Raw genomic sequence first — 18326 nt, forward strand, 5'->3', positions numbered from 1 at the left:
GGAACTCCAATCAGGTGGTGCCACGAGAGTAGAACTTATTAGTTGTTAGTTGCAACTTCTTGGTTCGCCTGAATATTCCGTTGCCCGCGACCGGGAAGCGTCGTACTCTCGAAGGACACGTGAGAGGAGGTGGTCCGTTCAATGATTTCGTTGTGGACTCGTGAGGTGGCTGCCCGCTAAGCAGCTCCACTGCCGACAGGTTCCCTGCGCAGCGTTCGTTAGCCGCTCAGCGAATTCCAGGCAGTCACCCGACCCGCAGGCGATCCGGAGTCAGTCCGCCGGATGCGTGCGCAGGTCCTCCCCGAGGAGGAAACCGCGCATCCGCCTGCGGGTCGCTCGCATTTCCCGTTGAGTCGTGCCCCGCCGACCCCGGCTGCCAGGCGGCGGAGTCATCGTGGTTGATCGCAGTCACCTGGTGACTGCGATCAACCACGCTGTGACTGCGCGCAGCACGGCGGCCGGGGTCAGGCGACAGCGGCAGCGGTGAACTGCGCGTTGTACAAGCGGGCGTAGGCGCCTCCCGCAGCCAGCAGCGAGTCGTGGGTGCCCTGCTCCACGATGGCCCCGGACTCCATGACCAGGATCAGGTCCGCGTCGCGGATGGTCGAGAGCCGGTGAGCGATGACGAAGGACGTCCGGTCGGTGCGCAGTGCCGCCATCGCATGCTGCAACAGCAACTCGGTGCGGGTGTCCACCGAGGACGTCGCCTCATCGAGGATCAGCAGCGCGGGGTCGCTGAGGAAGGCGCGTGCGATCGTGATCAGCTGCCGCTCCCCCGCACTGATGTTGCCGCCCTCCTCATCGATCACCGTGTCGTAGCCCTCGGGCAGCGAGTGCACGAACCGGTCCACGAAGGTCGCCCGGGCAGCCTCCATGATCTGCTCCTCGCTCGCCCCTGGCGCGCCATACGCGATGTTGTCGCGAATGGTGCCCTCGAACAGCCAGGTGTCCTGCAGCACCATGCCGATCTGGCCGCGCAGCTCCGAGCGGGGCATCGCCGAGATGTCCGTCCCGTCGAGCGTGATCCGCCCGCCATCGAGCTCGTAGAAGCGCATGACCAGGTTGACCAAGGTGGTCTTGCCCGCCCCGGTCGGTCCGACGATCGCCACGGTCTGGCCAGGGCTGGCCACCAGCGACAGGTCCTGGATCAGGGGTACGTCGGGCTCGTAGCTGAAGGCGACATGCTCGAACGCCACCCGCCCCTCGCGCCGCGCAGGTTTCGTCATGGACACCGGAGCACGCTCGGTGACCACCGAGCCGACCTCCTCCTCGGCGTCGAGCAGCTCGAAGACGCGCTCGGCGGAGGCGACCCCCGACTGGAGCAGGTTGGCCATCGACGCCACCTGGGTCAGCGGCTGGGTGAACTGTCGGGTGTACTGGATGAAGGCCTGGACGTCGCCGAGGCTCATCGTGCCGCTGGCCACGCGCAGCCCGCCGAGGACGGCGATCACGACGTAGTTGAGGTTCCCGATGAACATCATGATCGGCATGATCAGCCCGGACACGAACTGGGCACCGAAGGACGCCTGGTAGAGCTCGTCGTTCTCCGTCGCGAAGACCTCCTCGACCTCGCGCTGGCGTCCGAACACCTTGACCAGGCTGTGGCCGGAGAACGACTCCTCGATGTGGCCGTTGAGCGTGCCGGTGCGGCGCCACTGGGAGACGAACAGGCCCTGGGACCGCTTCATCACCTGGCTCGCCACAACCATGGTGATCGGCACCGACACGAGGGCGACGAGCGCCAGCGTGGGGCTGATCCAGATCATCATGCCCAGCACCGCGACCACGGTCAGCAGTGAGGTGAGCAACTGGCTCATGGTCTGCTGCAGGGACTGGCTGATGTTGTCGATGTCGTTGGTGACCCGCGAGAGCAGCTCACCACGCGGCTGACGGTCGAAGTAGCCCAGGGGCAGCCGGTTGATCTTGTCCTCGACCTCTGAGCGCATCCGGAACACCGTGCCCTGCACGACGTCGTTGAGCAGGTAGCCCTGCAGCCACGCCAGGAGCGAGGCCACCACGTAGACCGCCAGCACCAGAAGCAGGACCGACCCGAGCGCCCCGAAGTCCACCCCCTGACCCGGCACGAAGTCGATGTTGGACAGCAGGTCGGCCCGGGAGTCGTCACCGTCGGCGCGTAGCCCGGCGATGGCCTGCTCCTTGGAGACCCCGTCAGGGATGTTGGAGCCGATGAAGCCGGCGAAGATGAGGTTGGTGGCGTGCCCCAGGATCTTCGGTCCGAACGACGTCAGCACGACCGAGACGATGGCGAGGGCCACGACGGCCATGGCTTTGTAACGCTCCGGCGCCATCCGGGCGACGAGCCGCTTGGCCGAGGGCCCGAAGCTCATCGCCTTCTGCGCGACCATGCCGCCGCCGAACGGACCTCGCCCGGGCCCGGGGCCGCTCTGGATGCGCTCGGTCTGCTTGAGCTGTCCGCTGGTCGAGCTCATGCCGCGGCCTCCGCACTCTGCTGGGACGCCACGATCTCCTGGTACGTCGGATTGCCGGCCAGGAGATCGTCATGCGTGCCGCGCCCGACAACGACGCCGTCCTCCAGGACCAGGATCAGGTCGGCGTCGCGGATGGTGGACACTCGCTGCGCCACGATCACGACCGTCGAGTCCCGGGTGACCGGTTTCAAGGCTGCCCGCAGCCGCGAGTCGGTGGCCAGGTCGAGCGCCGAGAACGAGTCGTCGAAGAGGTAGATCCCCGGCTTGCGGATCAGCGCCCGGGCGATGGCCAGGCGCTGGCGCTGACCTCCCGAGAAGTTGGTCCCGCCCTGCGCGACCGGTGCGTCGAGCCCTTCGGCGAGGGTGGCCACGAAGTCCTTGGCCTGGGCCACTTCGAGGGCCTCCCACATCTCCTGTTCGCTGGCGTGTGGCTTGCCGTAGGCCAGGTTGCTGCGGATCGTCCCGCTGAACAGGAACGCCCGCTGAGGCACCAGCCCGATGCTGCCCCACAGGACATCCGGGTCCAGGGCGCGCACATCGACCCCGCCCACCCTCACCACGCCGCTGGTCGCGTCGAACAGCCGGGGCACCAGGTTGACCAGGGTGGACTTTCCTGAGCCGGTGGAACCGATGACCGCCACCGTCTGTCCCGGGGTGGCCTGGAAGCTGATCTGGTGGAGCACGGGGGCCTCGGCGCCGGGGTAGGCGTAGTCGACCTCGTCGAGCTCCAGGGTGCCGTGGCTCCTGAGCTCGGTCACCGGCTCCAGCGGCGGGGGGACCGACGACTCCGTCTGGAGGACCTCCATGATCCGATCGGCGCTGACGGCCGACCGCGGGATCATCATCAACATGAAGGTCGACATCATCACGGCCATCATGATCTGCATCAGGTAGGACAGGAACGCCGTGAGGGCCCCGACCTGCATCTGGCCGCTGTCGACCCGGTGGCCGCCGAACCAGAGCACCGCGATGCCGGCCACGTTCACCACCAGCATCACCGCGGGGAACATGGTGGCCAGCCAGCGACCGGTCCTGGTCGCGACCACGGTGAGGTCGTCGTTGGCAGTCGCGAAGCGGGCGGTCTCGTGCGGTTCACGGACGAAGGCCCGCACGACCCGGATGCCGGTGATCTGCTCGCGCAGCACCCGGTTGACCTCGTCGACCCGGGTCTGCATCAGACGGAAGCCGGGCACCATCTGGCGCACGATGAGCCCCACGACCAGGAAGAGCACCGGGACCAACACGGCCAGCAGCCACGACAGGCCCAGGTCCTCACGCATGGCCATGACGATGCCGCCGATCATCATGATCGGTGCCGCGATCATCATGGTGCAGGTCATCAGCACCAGCATCTGCACCTGCTGGACGTCGTTGGTGTTGCGGGTGATCAGGCTGGGCGCGCCGAACTGCTGGAGCTCGCGTTGGGAGAAGGAGCCGACGCGGTGGAACAGGTCTCGGCGTACGTCGCGGCCGAACGCCATCGCCGTGCGGGCACCGAACCACACAGCAGCCACCGAGCACCCGATCTGGACCAGGGAGATGGCGAGCATGATCGCACCGAGCCGGATGATCTCGCCGGTGTCTCCCTGGGCCACCCCGTTGTCGATGATGTCGGCGTTGAGGCTGGGTAGGTAAAGCACCGCCGCGGTGCCCACGAACTGGAGGGCGACGACGGCGGCGAGCCAGGCCTTGTACGGCGCCAGCGAGGCGCGGAGCAACGTGATCAACATGAGGAGTCCTTCGTGCAGGTGCCGTGCAGGACCACGTCGACGATCTCGTCGGGGGTCATCAGGCGCTGTTCGGAGATGTGGGGGTGGCTGCCGGAGAAGGTGAGCAGGCGCAGCGCCCGGACGACGTCCTCGACCGGCACCCTGAAGGCTGCCGCGTCAGGCTCGATGAGACGCACCATGCGCAGGTGGGAGCGTCGACGCCACTCGTCGGCCTCCTCGCCCTTGTGATGACGAGGCGGGCCCTGCATGGCCATCACGGTCATGAGGTCGAAGATCCCGACGAAGCGCTGCTGCATGGCCTCGGTCAGGGCGACGAGTCGCTCCCGCAGCGGCAGGGTCGCGTCGACCGACTCCAGCTCGGCCAGGAAGTCCGCAGGGTCGAAGGCGTGGGCCAGCGCGGCGGCGAAGAGGTCGTCCTTGGTCGCGAAGACCCGGAAGATCGTGCCTTCGGCGATCCCGGCCGCCTCGGCGATCTGGCGCGTCGTCGTCTCCCGCCCATGCTCGCGCAGCAGCGGCAGGGCGGCCTCGACGATCGCCTGCTTGCGCTCGCCGGGAGGCATCGGGGTCGCTCGGGTACGCACCCGACGATCTTAGATGAGTGAGCACTCACTCACAAATGCTTGTGCACCGCGGGGACCAGAGCAGCCTCGTCCGGGGTGGACAGCGTGAGGACCGCGTCCTCGACGAACTCACGCTCCTCGATCTCGGCCTCCAGCCTCCGCAGCCGGACGGCGAGCAGCGGCTCGGCGTCGTCACCGGTCAGATCGACGGCAGCGACCAGGAAGCAGCGCGAGGCGCCGACGTACTCCAGGTGCAGGTAGGTCACCCGCTCGACCGCCTCGCGTTCCAACAACGCCGTCAAGGCTCGGTCCCACAGCTCCGGCGACACGGTCTGGCCGACCAGGAACTGCCGGTTGCGGTTGATCAGGAAGATCGCCGCCGCCCCGAGCAGCACCCCGATGGCGATGGAGCCGAGCGCATCCCAGACCGCGTTGCCGGTGAGCTGGTGCAGACCGATGCCGATCGTGGCGAAGGCGATCCCGATGAGGGCCACGAAGTCCTCCAGGAACACCGCGCGCAGGGTCGGGTTGGACGTGCGGTTGATGAAGGAGAGCGGGCGCAGCCCGAAGGTGGCGGCTTCACCTCGCGTCTGGCCCACGGCCTGCCGGAAGGAGATCCCCTCCAGCACGAAGGCGATCGCGAGGACGACGTAGTTGACCACATAGTTCTCGTGAGCACTCGTCGAGGTCAGTTGGGAGGCGCCGTGCCACAGCGACACCACGGACCCGGCGGTGAACAGCCCGACCGCTGCGAACAGCGACCAGATGTAGGTGTCGCGACCGTAGCCGCGCGGATGTGACTCGTCACGCGGCCGGCGGCCCTGCCGCTCGGCGATGAGCAGGAAGATCTCGTTGCCGGCATCAGCCCACGAGTGCGCCGCCTCGGCCACCATCGAGGCTGACCCCGTGAAGACGGCGGCCACCGTCTTGGCCACCGCGATGAGAGCGTTGGCCACGAGCGCCACGACGACCGTCACCAGGCTCTCGCTGGCCTGCTCCTTCGGTGCCGGCGCGCTCATGTGCCCCAGTATTCACGCCACCAGTCCAGGGCCAGGTCCACGTGTCCGAGGCGCGGGAGTGCCTCGACCTGGCCCAACGGGATCCAGCGCGCCTCGTCGGTGCTGCCGTCCACCTCATGGGTGAGGTCACCGCCGACGATGCTGGCCTCGTGCACGATCCTGACGTGCTTGAGCGGACGGCTTCGGTCATGCAGCCGCTCCGCCGCCGCCACGACCTCGGTGTCCACGCCGAGGAGCACCCCGGGCTGGACGTCGTAGCCGGTCTCCTCGCGCAGCTCGCGCACCAGGCCGTCAGGCACGTCCTCCGCGAGATCGATGCCTCCCCCGGGCAGGGCCCACTGGGGCGGGTCGGTGTCGTTGCCCAGGACCAGGAGCACGCGGTCGTGGGTGTCCACGATGACGGCGTACGCCGCGAGTCGGGTGTCGAAGTCCATGACGGCGAACCTAGCGGGCAGGGCCGACAGCTACGGCGCCAGACGGTACGTCGACCAGCCCTCACCGGTGCGCTCGTAGACCAGCCGGTCGTGCATGCGCCCCGGTCGACCCTGCCAGAACTCGAGCTTCGAGGCAGCCACCAGGTAGCCGCCCCAGAAGTCGGGCACCGGCACCTCGTCGGGGAAGCGTTCCTCGATCGCGGCCGCGGCCGCATCGAGCTCGTCGCGCGAGGCGACCACACGCGACTGGCGACTTGCCCAGGCACCGACCCGGGAGCGGCGGGGGCGGGAGGCGAAGTAGGCATCCACGTCCGAGCGGGGCAGCAGGCTGACCGCGCCCTCGACCCGCACCTGGCGCTCCAGTGGGTGCCAGGGGAAGAGCAGGGAGCAGCGCGGGTTCTCGGCCAGGTCACGGCCCTTCGCGGAGTCGAGGTTGGTGAAGAAGACGAAACCGTCCGACGAGATCCCCTTGAGCAGCACGAACCGGGCCGAAGGCGCACCGTCGGCAGACGCGGTGGCCACGACCATGGAGTTGGGTTCGTAGATGCCCGCTGCCGCCGCGTCGTCGTACCACCGCGAGAACATCGCGTAGGGGTCCTCGAGCAGGTCGGCCTCCACCAGTCCCCCGCGCGTGTAGTCCTCTCGGGCGTCGGCCAGCTTGCGGGAATCGGTGATCGCGTCCATGCCCACAATCTAGTTCGGCGTCCCACTCATCCGGGACATGCGGCAGAATGCGACGGCGGGCCGGGTGCCAAGCCCAGCCCGCACACCCTTGTCGAGGAGTCAGCATGAGTTCGTCCGATGTAGTCGTCCATGAAGGCCTTGAGGGCGTCATCGCCTTCCAGACCGAGATCGCCGAACCTGACAAGGAGGGCTCGGCGCTCCGCTACCGCGGGGTGGACATCGAGGACATCGTCGGCCGGGTGCCGTTCGAGAAGGTGTGGGGGCTGCTCATCGACGGGGCCTACGAGCCGGGGCTGCCGCCGGCCGAGCCCTACAACATCCCGGTGCACACCGGTGACATCCGTGTCGACGTCCAGGCCGCGGTCGCGATGCTGGCCCCCGCCTTCGGGATGGGCCAGACCTACGACATCACCGACGAGGCCGCGCGCGAGGACCTCAGCCGGGTCGCGGTGATGGTGCTCTCCTACGCCGCGCAGGCGGCCCGGGGGCTGGACAAGCCCGTGGTGCCGCAGCGGGAGGTCGACCAGGGTCACACCCTCGCGGAGCGGTTCATGATCCGCTGGAAGGGCGAGCCGGACCCCAAGCACGTCAAGGCGATCGACGCCTACTGGAGCTCGGCGGCCGAGCACGGCATGAACGCCTCCACCTTCACGGCCCGCGTGATCACCTCGACCGGCGCCGATGTCGCAGCGGCCTTCTCCGGTGCGATCGGCGCGATGAGCGGCCCCTTGCACGGCGGCGCCCCCTCGCGTGTGCTCGGCATGATCGAGGAGGTCGAGAAGCGTGGTGACGCCGCGTCCTACGTCAAGGAGCTGCTCGACAACGGCGAGCGGTTGATGGGCTTCGGGCACCGGGTCTACCGGGCCGAGGACCCCCGTGCCCGGGTGCTGCGACGCACGGCGCGCGAGCTGGATGCTCCGCGCTACGAGGTGGCCGAGTCCCTGGAGAAGGCCGCCCTCGCCGAGCTGCGCGAACGCCGACCGGACCGGGTCCTGGAGACCAACGTGGAGTTCTGGGCAGCGATCGTCCTGGACTTCGCACAGGTCCCGCCGCCGATGTTCACCTCGATGTTCACCTGCGCCCGCACGGCCGGCTGGTCCGCGCACATCCTGGAGCAGAAACGCACCGGGCGCCTGATCCGCCCGTCGGCCATCTACGCCGGCCCGTCGGCGCGCCCGGCCAGCGACGTCGAGGGCTGGAACCCCGAGTGGGGCAACTGATCAGTCGGGCAGCCGCCCGTCGTACCAGCTCGTGTAGCCGTTGCCGCCGCCGCGGGTGAGCGAGATGTGCAGGTGGTTGCGGTGCCGCAGCGTCGCCGAGCACTTCTTCCGGCTCGGGCAGCTGGAGCTGAGGTAGGGCTTGGGCTCGAACCGGTCGTAGGCGGCGTACATGTGGTCGTTCCAGATCACGTACATGATGCCCATCCGGCGGGCCCGGGCATGCTCGTTGCCCTGGCCATCGGTAGCGAAGGCGCGGGTCAGGAAGGTGCGCGCGCGCTTGCGGTCAGCCGGGCGCCGGGCATCGAGCACCCAGTCGAAGGCTCGACCCTCCTTGTGCTCGGACGTGGAGCTGCCGGTGCAGGCTCGTTTGGTCGGCCCGAAGCCACCACCGAAGTGGTGGACGATCCAGCGACCGAGCACCTTGGTGCCAGGCTTGGTCACGGCTACGCACCGGGTCTGCGGCTGGTAGGGCGCGTAGTCCTCGATGGGTCGTGGGGCGGCGACGGCGGACGTGACCGGCGCAGCGACACTGAGGACGAGGGCGGCGATGGTGAGACGAGCGAGCACGACATTTCCCTTCCGAGACGGGCAACGCGTTCGAGGCTAGAGGGCCTCGCGCTCGATGTCAGGTCTTTGCCGCGATCAGCAGGTAGCGCTCGTCGGTGATCTCCTTGCCCCAGTAGACGGCCTCCGGCAACGGCGTCACCACGCCTGCGGCGCCCGCGTGAGTCGCGATCGACAGCGCCTGCTCGGCGCTCAGCCCGGCCCCGGTGGACCAGTTGCCCTCCACGAGCACCGCACTGCCACCGGGCCGGAGGAGACCCAGCCAGTTCGACAACGCGGCGACCGGATCGGGCATCGCCCAGAGCACGTGCCGGCTCAGCACCACGTCGTACGCTGACCGCTCGAGCGGCGGGCGAGCGGCGTCACCGAGCACGAACGTGGCCTCGGGCACCTTGGCCGCGGCGCGCACCAGCATCTCGGGAGCGAAGTCCAACCCGGTCACGGCGTACCCCTGGTCGACGAGCAGCCGGCTCAGGGTGCCGGTTCCGCAGCCGAGGTCCGCGACCCGTGCCGGCGGCGCCGGGAGTACGCCGCACAGGAGGTCACGCCACGCGTGGCGGGTGACCGGGTCGGCCAGCCCGTGATCGGGCTCCTGGTCGTAGGTGGCAGCTTCGGCGTTCCAGATCTCAATCATCGAAGGCGACCCTAGCGCTCGACTTGGTTGCCTTTGGCGTACCCGTTAGACTCACCCCCGAGGGGAGTACCTCACAAGTTCCATTCCGGTCAGTACGGCATCTCCACAGGTGCCCCGGGTGGACGCCTGGTCGAAATGGTCAGTGCGAGGGAGACTTCAGACGCTGCAGTCTGAGGAGACCCATGCTCACCCCACTGGCCACCACCAGCGCGATCGACTCGATCGGCACGCCCACTCTGTGGGCCGTCACCATCGGCGCTGTCGTGGTGCTGCTCGCGATCGACTTCCTGGCCACCCGCAAGCCGCACGAGGTCTCCATGAAGGAGGCCGTCGCGTGGTCGGCCTTCTACATCGCGCTGCCACTCGCGTTCGGCGTCTACATCTGGACCCAGTTCGGCGGCGAGCGGGGCCTGGAGTACTACACCGGCTACCTGGTCGAGAAGTCGCTCAGCGTCGACAACCTGTTCGTGTTCATGCTGCTGCTGGGCGCCTTCGCGGTGCCCAAGGCCCTCCAGCAACGCGTGCTGCTCTACGGGATCATCGGCGCCCTGGTGCTGCGCGGCATCTTCATCGCCCTCGGCGCGGCCGCTCTCGCCCGCTTCGACTGGGTCTTCCTGGTCTTCGGTCTCGTCCTGCTGGTCACCGGCATCAAGGTCCTGCGCGACGCCATCTCCGGTGAGGACCACGAGATGGACATCTCCAAGCTCCGCGCCGTACGTCTGATCAAGCGGTTCATGCCCGTCACCGACGAGTACGACGGCCCGCGGATGACGGTGAAGCAGGCCGGTCGTCGGGCACTCACCCCGTTCGCCCTCGTCGTGGTGGCCGTCTTCGCCACCGACATCGTCTTCGCCATCGACTCCGTGCCGGCCGTCTACGGCATCACCGGCGACCCCTACCTCGTCTTCGCCACCAACGCGTTCGCGCTGCTCGGCCTCCGGGCGCTCTACTTCGTGCTCGAGGCGGCCCTCAGCAAGCTGGTCCACCTCGGCTTCGGGCTGGCTGCGATCCTCGGCTTCATCGGGGTCAAGCTCGTGCTGCACTGGGCCCACCTGATCTGGCCGTCGGTCCCCGAGATCCCGACCCTGGCCTCACTCGCGGTCATCGTCGCGATCCTGGTCACCGTCACCGTCACCAGCCTGGTGGCGACCCGAGGTCAGTCCGAGGACGAGCCGAGCACCTTGGCGTAGCAGCGCGACAGCCCGTCGTTGCGGTAGTGGCCGAACCCCGGCACGGGCCGGTAGCCCGAGGACTCGTACAACGCGATGGCCTCGGGCTGCCGGATCCCGGTCTCCAGGATCAGGACGCGCGCGCCGTCCGCCGCCGCACTGAGCTCCAGGTGGCGCAGCATGCGCCGCGCGTGGCCGGCACCTCGGTGCCCGGCGGCGACGTACATCCGCTTGATCTCCGCGGTCGGCCCCGGTCCGGCGCCGTCGACGTCGGCGTGCCAGCGCCAGCCGCCGATCGAGACCGGCTCGAGGTCGAGGTAGCCGACGAGGAACCGCCCCCGTCCGGGCGTGAACTCCTCGTCGTCCAGCGGGGTGGCGTCGCGACTGCCGTAGCGCACGACGTACTCCTCCTGGACCTCCTCGACCAGCCTGGCCGCGTCGGGATGGGTGATGGGGAGAGGTTCGATCCGCACCGGATCAGGAGGTCGCGGGCGGGTCGTAGCGCGGCTGGTAGAGCATCATCGTGCCGGCCCCGGGCACCCGCAGCTGCACGGTGTCACCCCACTGCTCGTGGGCGACCTCGCCGACGAACTCGGCACCGCGTCCCGACAACTCCGCCATCGTTGCGCTCAGGTCGTCGCAGATGAGCGAGACGTCGAACTGCTGGTCGGTGCCGCCGGAGGCACCTTCATGCTCCCAGGCAGCGGGGTGGACGCCGAGCTCGCTCGGCCCGGTCTTGAAGATCAGCCACCCGCCACCGGTGTCGACGGCCGGCCACTGCACGACGTCACGGAAGAACGCGCGCGCCGCCTCGGGATCCTCTGCGTAGACCAGGGTGTGGAGTGCGGTGATCATGCGCCGACCCTAGCGTCGTTGGCGATCACGGCCCTGGACTCCCCGACGGTGAGTTCCGGGGCGAGTGACAGAATGGGCGGTGCTGACAGCGTCGTCAGTCGGACCACGTGAACCACGACGAAGGTTGCCTCCATGAGCGACGCCCTTGCGATCCCCGCCTCCCTCAAGCCCGCCGACGGCAGGTTCGGGGCCGGTCCCTCGAAGATCCAGACCTCGCACCTCGACGCGCTGGCCGCGACCGGTGCGTCGTTGATGGGCACCTCACACCGCCAGGCGCCGGTGCGCTCCACGGTCGCTCGGGTGCGGACCGGGCTCGCCGACCTGTTCAGCCTCCCTGACGGCTACCAGGTGGTGCTCGGCAACGGTGGTGCCACCGCCTTCTGGGACATCGCCACCTTCGGACTGATCCGGGAGAAGAGCCAGCACCTGGTCTTCGGCGAGTTCACCTCGAAGTTCGCCGCCGCAGCAGCGGCCGCCCCCTTCCTGGCCGACCCCACCGTCATCAAGGCCGACCCGGGCTCGCGATCCGTCGCGGTCGCCGAGGACGGGGTCGACGCCTACGCCTGGGCGCACAACGAGACCTCCACCGCCGTGATGGCCCCCGTCGTACGCCCCGAGGGCGCCGACGGGCTGGTGCTCATCGACGCCACCTCGGGAGCCGGTGGCCTGCCGGTCGAGCTGAGCGAGGCCGACTGCTACTACTTCGCGCCGCAGAAGTCGTTCGCCTCCGACGGGGGGCTCTGGATCGCCCTGATGTCTCCCGCAGCGCTGGAGCGCGCGGCGCAGATCGCTGCCTCGGGTCGGTGGATCCCGGCGTTCTTCGACCTACCGACCGCGATCGACAACTCGGCGAAGAACCAGACCTACAACACCCCCTCGGTGGCCACCCTCTTCCTGATGGCCGAGCAGCTGGACTGGATGAACGCGAACGGCGGATTGGCCGGCATGGTCGCTCGGACGACGGCCTCCTCCGAGGCGCTCTACGGGTGGGCGGAGAAGACGTCGTACACGACGCCGTACGTCGTCGACCCGGCGGCGCGCTCCCTGGTGATCGGCACGATCGACTTCGACGAGTCGATCGACGCCGACGCCGTGGCGGCCACCCTGCGGGCCAACGGCATCGTCGACACCGAGCCCTACCGCAAGCTCGGTCGCAACCAGCTGCGGATCGCCATGTACCCGGCGATCGACCCAGCTGACGTCGAGGCACTGACCGCCAGCATCGACTACGTGGTCGAGCACCTCTGAGACGTCACCGGCGGCCGAGCTGCCTTATCGGTGGTCGAGCTGCCCTACCGGTGCTCGAGCTGCCTCACCGGTGGTCGAGCTGCCTCACCGGTGGTCGAGCTGCCCTATCGGTGGTCGAGCTTGTCGAGACCACGCCTGATCTCCTCGTACGCCGCCTGCCCGAACGCGACCAGCCTGGCCTCCTGCACCTGCGTGGGCGTGGAGCGCAGGGTCTCGACGGCAGCCGCGATGGCATCTGCCTTCGGCCACCCGTAGATGCCGGCCGAGACGAGCGGGAAGGCCACGGAGCGGGCGCCGAGCTCGTCGGCGACACGGAGCGCGCCCGCGTAGCACGAGGTGAGCAGTGAGCGGTCGGTCTCGCCGGCCCGGAAGTTGGGGCCGACGACATGGATGACCCAGGTGGCCTTCATCGCGCCCGCGGTCGTCCAGCCGGCTGCTCCCGTCGGGAGGCCGTGGGGGAAGCGGGCCACGCAGTCGGCGAGGACCTGGGGGCCCCCGGCGCGGTGGATCGCGCCGTCGACTCCCCCACCACCGCGCATCGCACGGTTGGCGGCGTTGACGACGGCGTCGACGTCCTGGACGGTGATGTCGCCCTCGACCACGGTGATCAGCACCTCGACATCACCGCCCGGGACGGCGGCGGCGCACCAGGACCCAGCCACCGACCCCCACCACGACCAGGACGGCGCCGCCGGCGGTCCAGAGCCCACCGGGCAGCCAGGACGTGTCATCGAGGGCCTTGTCGCGGGCTCTGGTCACGGTCCCCTTGACGCCGCCGGGCGCAGGCTCGTTCGCAAGCGCGACCCGCACCCGCGACGGCAGTGTCACCGAGAGGATGGGTTCGTTCGCACCTTCCGAGGAGACGAACACCTTTCCTGCCGGTGACACCGCGATGCCCTCGCCCTGAGGCTCCCGGGGCAGCGCGAACGAGCCCACCGACTTCAGGGAGGGAAAGGCGTAGACGGTGGCCCGCAGGTAGCCGCGCAGGATCAGGTGCCTGCCGTCGGGGAAGAACGCGCCGTCGGTCACGACGGAACCGACGTCACCGATGTCGGTCAGCTCATTGACCCGGTTGCGGCGCAGCTCGACCGGGGCGGCGTAGAGGGTCCCGCCGAAGATCTCCTTGCTGGCGAGGTAGACCCGGCCGGTGACCGGGTTGACCAGCAGCGCCTCGGCATCGACCGGACCCCGCGGATAGCTCAACCGGTAGCGGCGCGGCTGTTCGAAGCGCCCCACCGAAGTGACGCTGACGCGCCCGCGCACGGCGTCGTTGTCGCCGATGTCGCCGACCCACAGCTCCGAGGACGAGACACCCGGGGCAAGGGCCTCGACATCGCGCGGGCTCGCTGAGAAGTCGATCGTGCGGACCGTTCGTCCTGTGTCCCCGTCGATGACGTAGACGACCCCCTCACCGCCGGAGTCGTTGATGGTGAAGAAGGTCCCGTCCCGGGCGACCAGGCCGCTGGACTCGGTGATGGCGGGGTCCTTGATCCGGACCACCTCGGGGCCGCTGCGGGCGGCCGTCGCGATCGGGGCCGGCACACAGAGCGACGCCGCCAGCGCCACCCCGACGAACAGCCACCTCACGAAACGGGTCCCGGCTCGGCCAGCCCGGTCAGCACCGCCAGCCTGGGGGTGATCGACCACGTGGTCACGAGCTCGTCGTACTCCTTGCGGACGCTGCCGCCCTTGACTGGCGACCCGGTCCGCACGGCCCTCAGCAGGGTGTTGCGTGGCGTGTGCTCCGACCCGACGAACTCCACGACGTCGACGCGATAGCCCTGCAACCGCAGGATGGAGGCCCGCAGGCCATCGGTGACGGTGTCGGCGAAGCGCTCGCGGAGGATGCCGTGCCGGGTGAGCAGGGAGTACGGCGTCGGCGTGGGGCTGCGCCGCAGCTGTGCTGCGATGTCGTGGTGGCAGCAGGGTGCGGCCAGGACCAGCGCGGATCCCCATGCGATCGCCCGCGCCAGGGCGTCGTCGGTCGCGGTGTCGCACGCGTGCAGAGCCAGGACGACCTCCGGGGGGCGCGCCAGGGTGGCGCCGGCGATGGTGCCCACGACGAACTCTGCTTCGATGCCCAGCCCCTCGGCGACCGCCGAGTTGTGCGAGCGGGACTGTTCCTTGACGTCGACTCCGGTGAGAGCGACCGGCAACCCCCGCACGTGGGACAGGTAGCGCTGCGCTGCGAAGGTCAGATAGGCGTTGCCACAGCCCAGGTCGACGATCCGCAGGGGATCCGCCGCGGTGGGCTTGCGCAGGTGGCCGGTCGCCAGTGCGTCGGTGAGGGTGGCATCGAGCAGCCGCAGGAACTCCTCGACCTGGCGGTACTTCGCCTGCCGGGTCGGCTTGATCCTCCCGTCGGCCGAGGAGATGCCGAGCGCGACCAGCACCGGGTCGTCCTCGGCGAGCAGGCGGCTCTTGGCCTGGTCGTGACCACGATCCGCGGCCACCTCGGCGTCCCGGTCGGTGGTGTGGACGAGGGCCTCGAGCTTCTTGGTGACCCGCACCTGGTGCTGCTGGGTCGTCGTCTCCACGTTCCAGTTGGCGAAGGGTTGGTCCAGGAGGTCGTCGACCGCGTCGCGGGCCGGCGCACCGACCGCGAAGTTCGCGGTGTGGGCCTGGGTGGCGTCGTACGTCGTCACCTGGAGATGCCGGCCGGCCTTGAGGTCGACGTAGCGGAACTCGGCCCGCTTCCAGGGCGTCTCCTGGCCGCGCTGGCGCCCCGAGGCGACCGCTCGGACCAGGACGGTGTCATCGAGGATCAACGCCCGCATCCGGGCCAGCGCCCGCAGCAGTGGCTCACTCATTTGAGCACCGCCGCGATCACGACGATCACGAAGAGCCCCACGAGAGCCACCGGGATGATCAGGCGACGATGGCGGGGGTTCATGCCTCGACTTTATCGGCGAACAGCTCGGCCAGATGCATCGCGCGCACCCCGGCGAGGTCATCGAGTTGGATCCGGCACGACATGCCGTCGGCCAGCACGACCGCGTCCGGGTGGGCACGTACGGCGGGCAGCAGGCTGGTCTCGGCCACCGCCACCGACACCTCGTAGTGGCCCTTCTCGACGCCGAAGTTGCCGGCCAGGCCGCAGCAACCGCCGACGCGGGTGAGCGTGGCGCCGGCGCGGCGCAGGAGGGCCGCGTCGGCCTCCCATCCCAGGATGCTGGCCTGGTGGCAGTGCGGCTGGGCGACGACCTCGACCCCGGTCAGGTCCGGCGGGGTCCAGTCGATGGCGGTGAGGTACTCGGCCAGGGTCTGCATCCCGGCTGCCACCTCGACGGCGCGCGGGTCGTCGGTGAGCTCGACGGCATCGGACCGGATCGCAGCCAGGCAGCTGGGCTCGAGCCCGATCACCGGCACCCCGCTGGTCACGTAGGGGTGCAGCGTGGCGACCGTCCTCGCCACGATCCGCTGGGCTTGGGTGAGCTGGCCGGTGGTGATCCAGGTCAGCCCGCAGCAGGCGTCCTCGTCGATCACGCGAGCCGTGAGTCCGGCGTGCGCCAGCAGGCGGATGGCCGCCCGCCCACTCTCGGGCAGGAACGCGTCGGTGAAGGAGTCCGCCCAGATCCACACGTCCGGGGCAGACGCTCGGTCGAGCCCCTCTCGGTGGTCGAGCCCCTCTCGGTGGTCGAGCCGCTCTCGGTGGTCGAGCCGCTCTCGGTGGTCGAGCCGCTCTCGGTGGTCGAGCCTGTCGAGACCACGCAGCGACGTCTCCGCGAACGATGGCAGCGAGCGACGCTGGTCGATGCCCGCGCTCGCCTTCGCCAGGGCTGCCAGCGGCTTGAACTTGAGTGCCCGGTTGAGGGGGCGCGCGATCGGGCCGGCCAGCTTCGCCCAGGTGGGCAGGCGCCCCAGCGTGTAGTGGGTGAGGGGCCGGAGTCGTCCGGCGTACTTCTGATGCAGGGCCTCGGACTTGTAGGTCGCCATGTCGATGCCCGTCGGGCAGTCGCGCGCACAGCCCTTGCAGGACAGGCACAGGTCGAGCGCCTCGCCGACGGCCGGATCCGCGAGGCCTGCGACGAGCGTCCCGTCCAGTGCCTCCTGCAGCACGCGGGCGCGGCCACGGGTGGAGTCCTTCTCGTCCCGGGTGGCCAGGTACGACGGGCACATGACCCCGCCCGAGGCGGTCGTGTCGGCACGGCACTTGCCGACTCCCGTGCACCGATGCACGGCGGCCCCGAGCGAACCGGCGTCGTGGGTCAGCCGCAGCAGCGGGCGTGGGCCGTGCACCGGGCGGGCGGGCCTGAGGTCGGCGTCGAGGGGCGCCGGGTCGACCAGCACTCCGGGATTGAGGAGGTTGTCGGGGTCGCAGATCGCCTTGGCGGCACCGAAGAGCCCGATCGACTGCTCGTCGTACATGAAGGGCAGTAGTTCCGAGCGCGCCCGGCCGTCCCCGTGCTCCCCTGACAGTGACCCTCCGTAGCTGGCGAGCAGGCGGGCGGAGTCGAGCAGGAAGGCCCGGAACGCCCTGCCCTGGTCGGCGAACTCGAAGTCGATCCGCACGTGCACGCAGCCGTCACCGAAGTGACCGTAAGGCACACCGTCGAGTCGGTGCTCCCGCATGAGTGCTTCGAACTCGCGCAGGTAGTCCCCCAGCCGGGCCGGCGGCACCGCGGCATCCTCCCAGCCGGAGTACGCCGGGCGGCTCAGCGAGCGGGCAGCCAGCCCGGCGCCGTCCTCCCGGATGCGCCACAGAGCCGCCATCTCCCCCGGGTCGGCCACCACCCGGCCGGCCAGGGCCCCGGCATCGGTCATCACGGCAGCGGCCAGGAACTCAGCCTCGGCCCGGCTGGCGGCGGTGACCTCCGCGAACAGCCACCCCTCGCCCTTGGGCAGCTCGGGCACGACGCCGCCGTGGGCGCGCACCACGTCGACGATCCGGGAGTCCAGGCCCTCGCAGGCGACCAAGGGGTGGCGCAGCAAGGCGGGCACGTCATCGGCTGCGTCCGCCATCGAGGCGTAGCCCAGGACGGCCAGAGCGCGCGCCGGGGCGTCCTCGACGAGCCGCATGGTCGCCTCCAGGACCAGCGCGAGGGTGCCTTCGGAGCCGACCAGGAACCGGTCGAACCGGCGGCCGTTCTCCGGCAGCAGCTGTTCGAGCGCATAGCCGCTGACCTGGCGGCCGAACTGGCCGAACGAGGTGCGGATGTGGGCCAGCTCGGTGTCCACCAGGGCCCCCAGGGCAACTGGCCCCACCCCGACGGTGCTCGAGCCTGTCGAGACCACCTCTCCGGTCCCGAGCACGGAGGTCATCGCGATCACGTTGTCAGAGGTCCGGCCGTAGCCCAGCGCCCGCGACCCGCAGGCGTTGTTGCCGATCATGCCGCCGATCGTGCAGCGGGTGTGCGTGGACGGGTCGGGGCCGAACCGCAGCCCGTGAACCGCAGCAGCCTTCTGCAGGACGGCGTGGACGACTCCGGGTTCGACCACGGCCGCGCGGGCCTCAGGATCCACCGAGAGCACCCGGTTCAGATACCTCGAGGTGTCCACGACCAGGCCCGGGCCGACCGCGTTGCCGGCGATCGAGGTGCCGGCGCCGCGCATGGTCAGCGGCACACCCAGGTCGCGGGCCACCGCCAAGGTGGCCAGGATCTCGTCAGTGGCCCGGGGACGGACGACCGCACGCGGCACGACGCGATAGATCGAGGCATCCGAGGAGTACGCCGCCCGGGTCACCGTCGAGTCGTCGACGTCACTCACGCCCGCACGTCGCAGGGCGTCGACCAGCTGCGCAGTGGGGGTGGTCACGG

Annotated in this window: 17 protein-coding genes; 3 read left to right on the forward strand and 14 right to left on the reverse strand. The window is 69.7% G+C overall.

Going from position 1 to position 18326, the window contains the following annotated elements; all coding sequences use genetic code 11:
* Nucleotides 1-464 precede the first annotated feature (464 nt).
* From AB7I40_RS04170 to pdxH, 6 genes are read right to left on the reverse strand one after another with little or no spacing between them, the layout of a single operon-like run.
* Nucleotides 465-2450: an ABC transporter ATP-binding protein gene (locus AB7I40_RS04170; RefSeq protein ID WP_428343784.1), complete on the reverse strand. Its 1986-nt coding sequence runs from the start codon at nt 2448-2450 to the stop codon at nt 465-467.
* The gene (locus tag AB7I40_RS04175; protein ID WP_428343785.1) at nt 2447-4180 is read right to left on the reverse strand and encodes an ABC transporter ATP-binding protein; all 1734 of its coding nucleotides are present in this window, start codon (nt 4178-4180) and stop codon (nt 2447-2449) included. Before AB7I40_RS04175 ends, AB7I40_RS04170 begins: the two co-directional genes overlap by 4 nt.
* Complete coding sequence (locus tag AB7I40_RS04180; protein ID WP_428343786.1) at nt 4174-4761, reverse strand: TetR/AcrR family transcriptional regulator; 588 nt, start codon at nt 4759-4761, stop codon at nt 4174-4176. Before AB7I40_RS04180 ends, AB7I40_RS04175 begins: the two co-directional genes overlap by 7 nt.
* 29 nt (nt 4762-4790) lie before the next feature.
* Nucleotides 4791-5759, reverse strand: coding sequence for a cation diffusion facilitator family transporter (locus tag AB7I40_RS04185; protein WP_428343787.1), 969 nt, complete (start codon nt 5757-5759; stop codon nt 4791-4793).
* Nucleotides 5756-6193: an NUDIX hydrolase gene (locus AB7I40_RS04190; RefSeq protein ID WP_428343788.1), complete on the reverse strand. Its 438-nt coding sequence runs from the start codon at nt 6191-6193 to the stop codon at nt 5756-5758. Before AB7I40_RS04190 ends, AB7I40_RS04185 begins: the two co-directional genes overlap by 4 nt.
* A gap of 30 nt (nt 6194-6223) precedes the next feature.
* A complete protein-coding gene (gene pdxH / locus AB7I40_RS04195; RefSeq protein WP_428343789.1) occupies nt 6224-6877 on the reverse strand; it encodes a pyridoxamine 5'-phosphate oxidase in 654 nt (217 codons plus the stop codon).
* Between the two features lie 104 nt (nt 6878-6981).
* Between pdxH and AB7I40_RS04200 the strand changes: the two genes are divergently transcribed.
* On the forward strand, nt 6982-8097 hold the full coding sequence (locus AB7I40_RS04200) for a citrate synthase 2 (protein WP_428343790.1): 1116 nt from the start codon (nt 6982-6984) through the stop codon (nt 8095-8097).
* On the opposite strand, the gene AB7I40_RS04205 is transcribed toward AB7I40_RS04200, so the two are convergent.
* Nucleotides 8098-8664 (reverse strand): hypothetical protein, encoded by a 567-nt coding sequence (locus AB7I40_RS04205; RefSeq protein WP_428343791.1) that lies wholly within the window; start codon nt 8662-8664, stop codon nt 8098-8100.
* Nucleotides 8665-8722: 58 nt separating this feature from the next.
* Nucleotides 8723-9295, reverse strand: a complete 573-nt coding sequence (locus tag AB7I40_RS04210; RefSeq protein WP_428343792.1) for a class I SAM-dependent methyltransferase — start codon at nt 9293-9295, stop codon at nt 8723-8725.
* Nucleotides 9296-9477: 182 nt separating this feature from the next.
* Here AB7I40_RS04210 and AB7I40_RS04215 point away from each other — a divergent pair, with 182 nt between their 5' ends.
* Complete coding sequence (locus tag AB7I40_RS04215) at nt 9478-10485, forward strand: TerC family protein (protein ID WP_428343793.1); 1008 nt, start codon at nt 9478-9480, stop codon at nt 10483-10485.
* Here the strand turns inward: AB7I40_RS04215 and AB7I40_RS04220 are convergent.
* Both AB7I40_RS04220 and AB7I40_RS04225 read right to left on the reverse strand, forming a co-directional pair.
* Nucleotides 10452-10937, reverse strand: a complete 486-nt coding sequence (locus tag AB7I40_RS04220) for a GNAT family N-acetyltransferase (protein ID WP_428343794.1) — start codon at nt 10935-10937, stop codon at nt 10452-10454. The two genes, AB7I40_RS04215 and AB7I40_RS04220, sit on opposite strands and share 34 nt — an antisense overlap.
* 4 nt (nt 10938-10941) lie before the next feature.
* Nucleotides 10942-11319, reverse strand: a complete 378-nt coding sequence (locus tag AB7I40_RS04225; protein ID WP_428343795.1) for a VOC family protein — start codon at nt 11317-11319, stop codon at nt 10942-10944.
* A gap of 132 nt (nt 11320-11451) precedes the next feature.
* Here AB7I40_RS04225 and serC point away from each other — a divergent pair, with 132 nt between their 5' ends.
* On the forward strand, nt 11452-12567 hold the full coding sequence (serC, locus tag AB7I40_RS04230; protein ID WP_428343796.1) for a phosphoserine transaminase: 1116 nt from the start codon (nt 11452-11454) through the stop codon (nt 12565-12567).
* 104 nt (nt 12568-12671) lie between these two features.
* Here serC and AB7I40_RS04235 read toward each other — a convergent pair whose 3' ends face one another.
* The 4 genes from AB7I40_RS04235 to AB7I40_RS04250 form a co-directional block, all read right to left on the reverse strand.
* The gene (locus tag AB7I40_RS04235; RefSeq protein ID WP_428344290.1) at nt 12672-13181 is read right to left on the reverse strand and encodes an O-acetyl-ADP-ribose deacetylase; all 510 of its coding nucleotides are present in this window, start codon (nt 13179-13181) and stop codon (nt 12672-12674) included.
* A 7-nt stretch (nt 13182-13188) separates the two neighbouring features.
* Nucleotides 13189-14154: a hypothetical protein gene (locus AB7I40_RS04240; RefSeq protein ID WP_428343797.1), complete on the reverse strand. Its 966-nt coding sequence runs from the start codon at nt 14152-14154 to the stop codon at nt 13189-13191.
* A complete protein-coding gene (locus AB7I40_RS04245) occupies nt 14151-15377 on the reverse strand; it encodes a class I SAM-dependent methyltransferase (RefSeq protein ID WP_428343798.1) in 1227 nt (408 codons plus the stop codon). Before AB7I40_RS04245 ends, AB7I40_RS04240 begins: the two co-directional genes overlap by 4 nt.
* Before the next feature lie 79 nt (nt 15378-15456).
* Nucleotides 15457-18324, reverse strand: a complete 2868-nt coding sequence (locus tag AB7I40_RS04250) for an FAD-binding and (Fe-S)-binding domain-containing protein (RefSeq protein ID WP_428343799.1) — start codon at nt 18322-18324, stop codon at nt 15457-15459.
* Nucleotides 18325-18326 lie beyond the last annotated feature (2 nt).

The organism is Nocardioides sp. (genome assembly GCF_050246775.1).
Lineage (GTDB): Bacteria > Actinomycetota > Actinomycetes > Propionibacteriales > Nocardioidaceae > Nocardioides.

Excerpts from the sequence above, each read along its gene's own strand:
- AB7I40_RS04170 (WP_428343784.1), bottom strand. The coding sequence starts at position 2,450 with ATGAGCTCGACCAGCGGACAGCTCAAGCAGACCGAGCGCATCCAGAGC.
- AB7I40_RS04175 (WP_428343785.1), bottom strand. The coding sequence starts at position 4,180 with ATGTTGATCACGTTGCTCCGCGCCTCGCTGGCGCCGTACAAGGCCTGG.
- AB7I40_RS04185 (WP_428343787.1), bottom strand. The coding sequence starts at position 5,759 with ATGAGCGCGCCGGCACCGAAGGAGCAGGCCAGCGAGAGCCTGGTGACG.
- AB7I40_RS04190 (WP_428343788.1), bottom strand. The coding sequence starts at position 6,193 with ATGGACTTCGACACCCGACTCGCGGCGTACGCCGTCATCGTGGACACC.
- pdxH (WP_428343789.1), bottom strand. The coding sequence starts at position 6,877 with ATGGACGCGATCACCGATTCCCGCAAGCTGGCCGACGCCCGAGAGGAC.
- AB7I40_RS04200 (WP_428343790.1), top strand. The coding sequence starts at position 6,982 with ATGAGTTCGTCCGATGTAGTCGTCCATGAAGGCCTTGAGGGCGTCATC.
- AB7I40_RS04210 (WP_428343792.1), bottom strand. The coding sequence starts at position 9,295 with ATGATTGAGATCTGGAACGCCGAAGCTGCCACCTACGACCAGGAGCCC.
- AB7I40_RS04215 (WP_428343793.1), top strand. The coding sequence starts at position 9,478 with ATGCTCACCCCACTGGCCACCACCAGCGCGATCGACTCGATCGGCACG.
- AB7I40_RS04225 (WP_428343795.1), bottom strand. The coding sequence starts at position 11,319 with ATGATCACCGCACTCCACACCCTGGTCTACGCAGAGGATCCCGAGGCG.
- serC (WP_428343796.1), top strand. The coding sequence starts at position 11,452 with ATGAGCGACGCCCTTGCGATCCCCGCCTCCCTCAAGCCCGCCGACGGC.
- AB7I40_RS04245 (WP_428343798.1), bottom strand. The coding sequence starts at position 15,377 with ATGAGTGAGCCACTGCTGCGGGCGCTGGCCCGGATGCGGGCGTTGATC.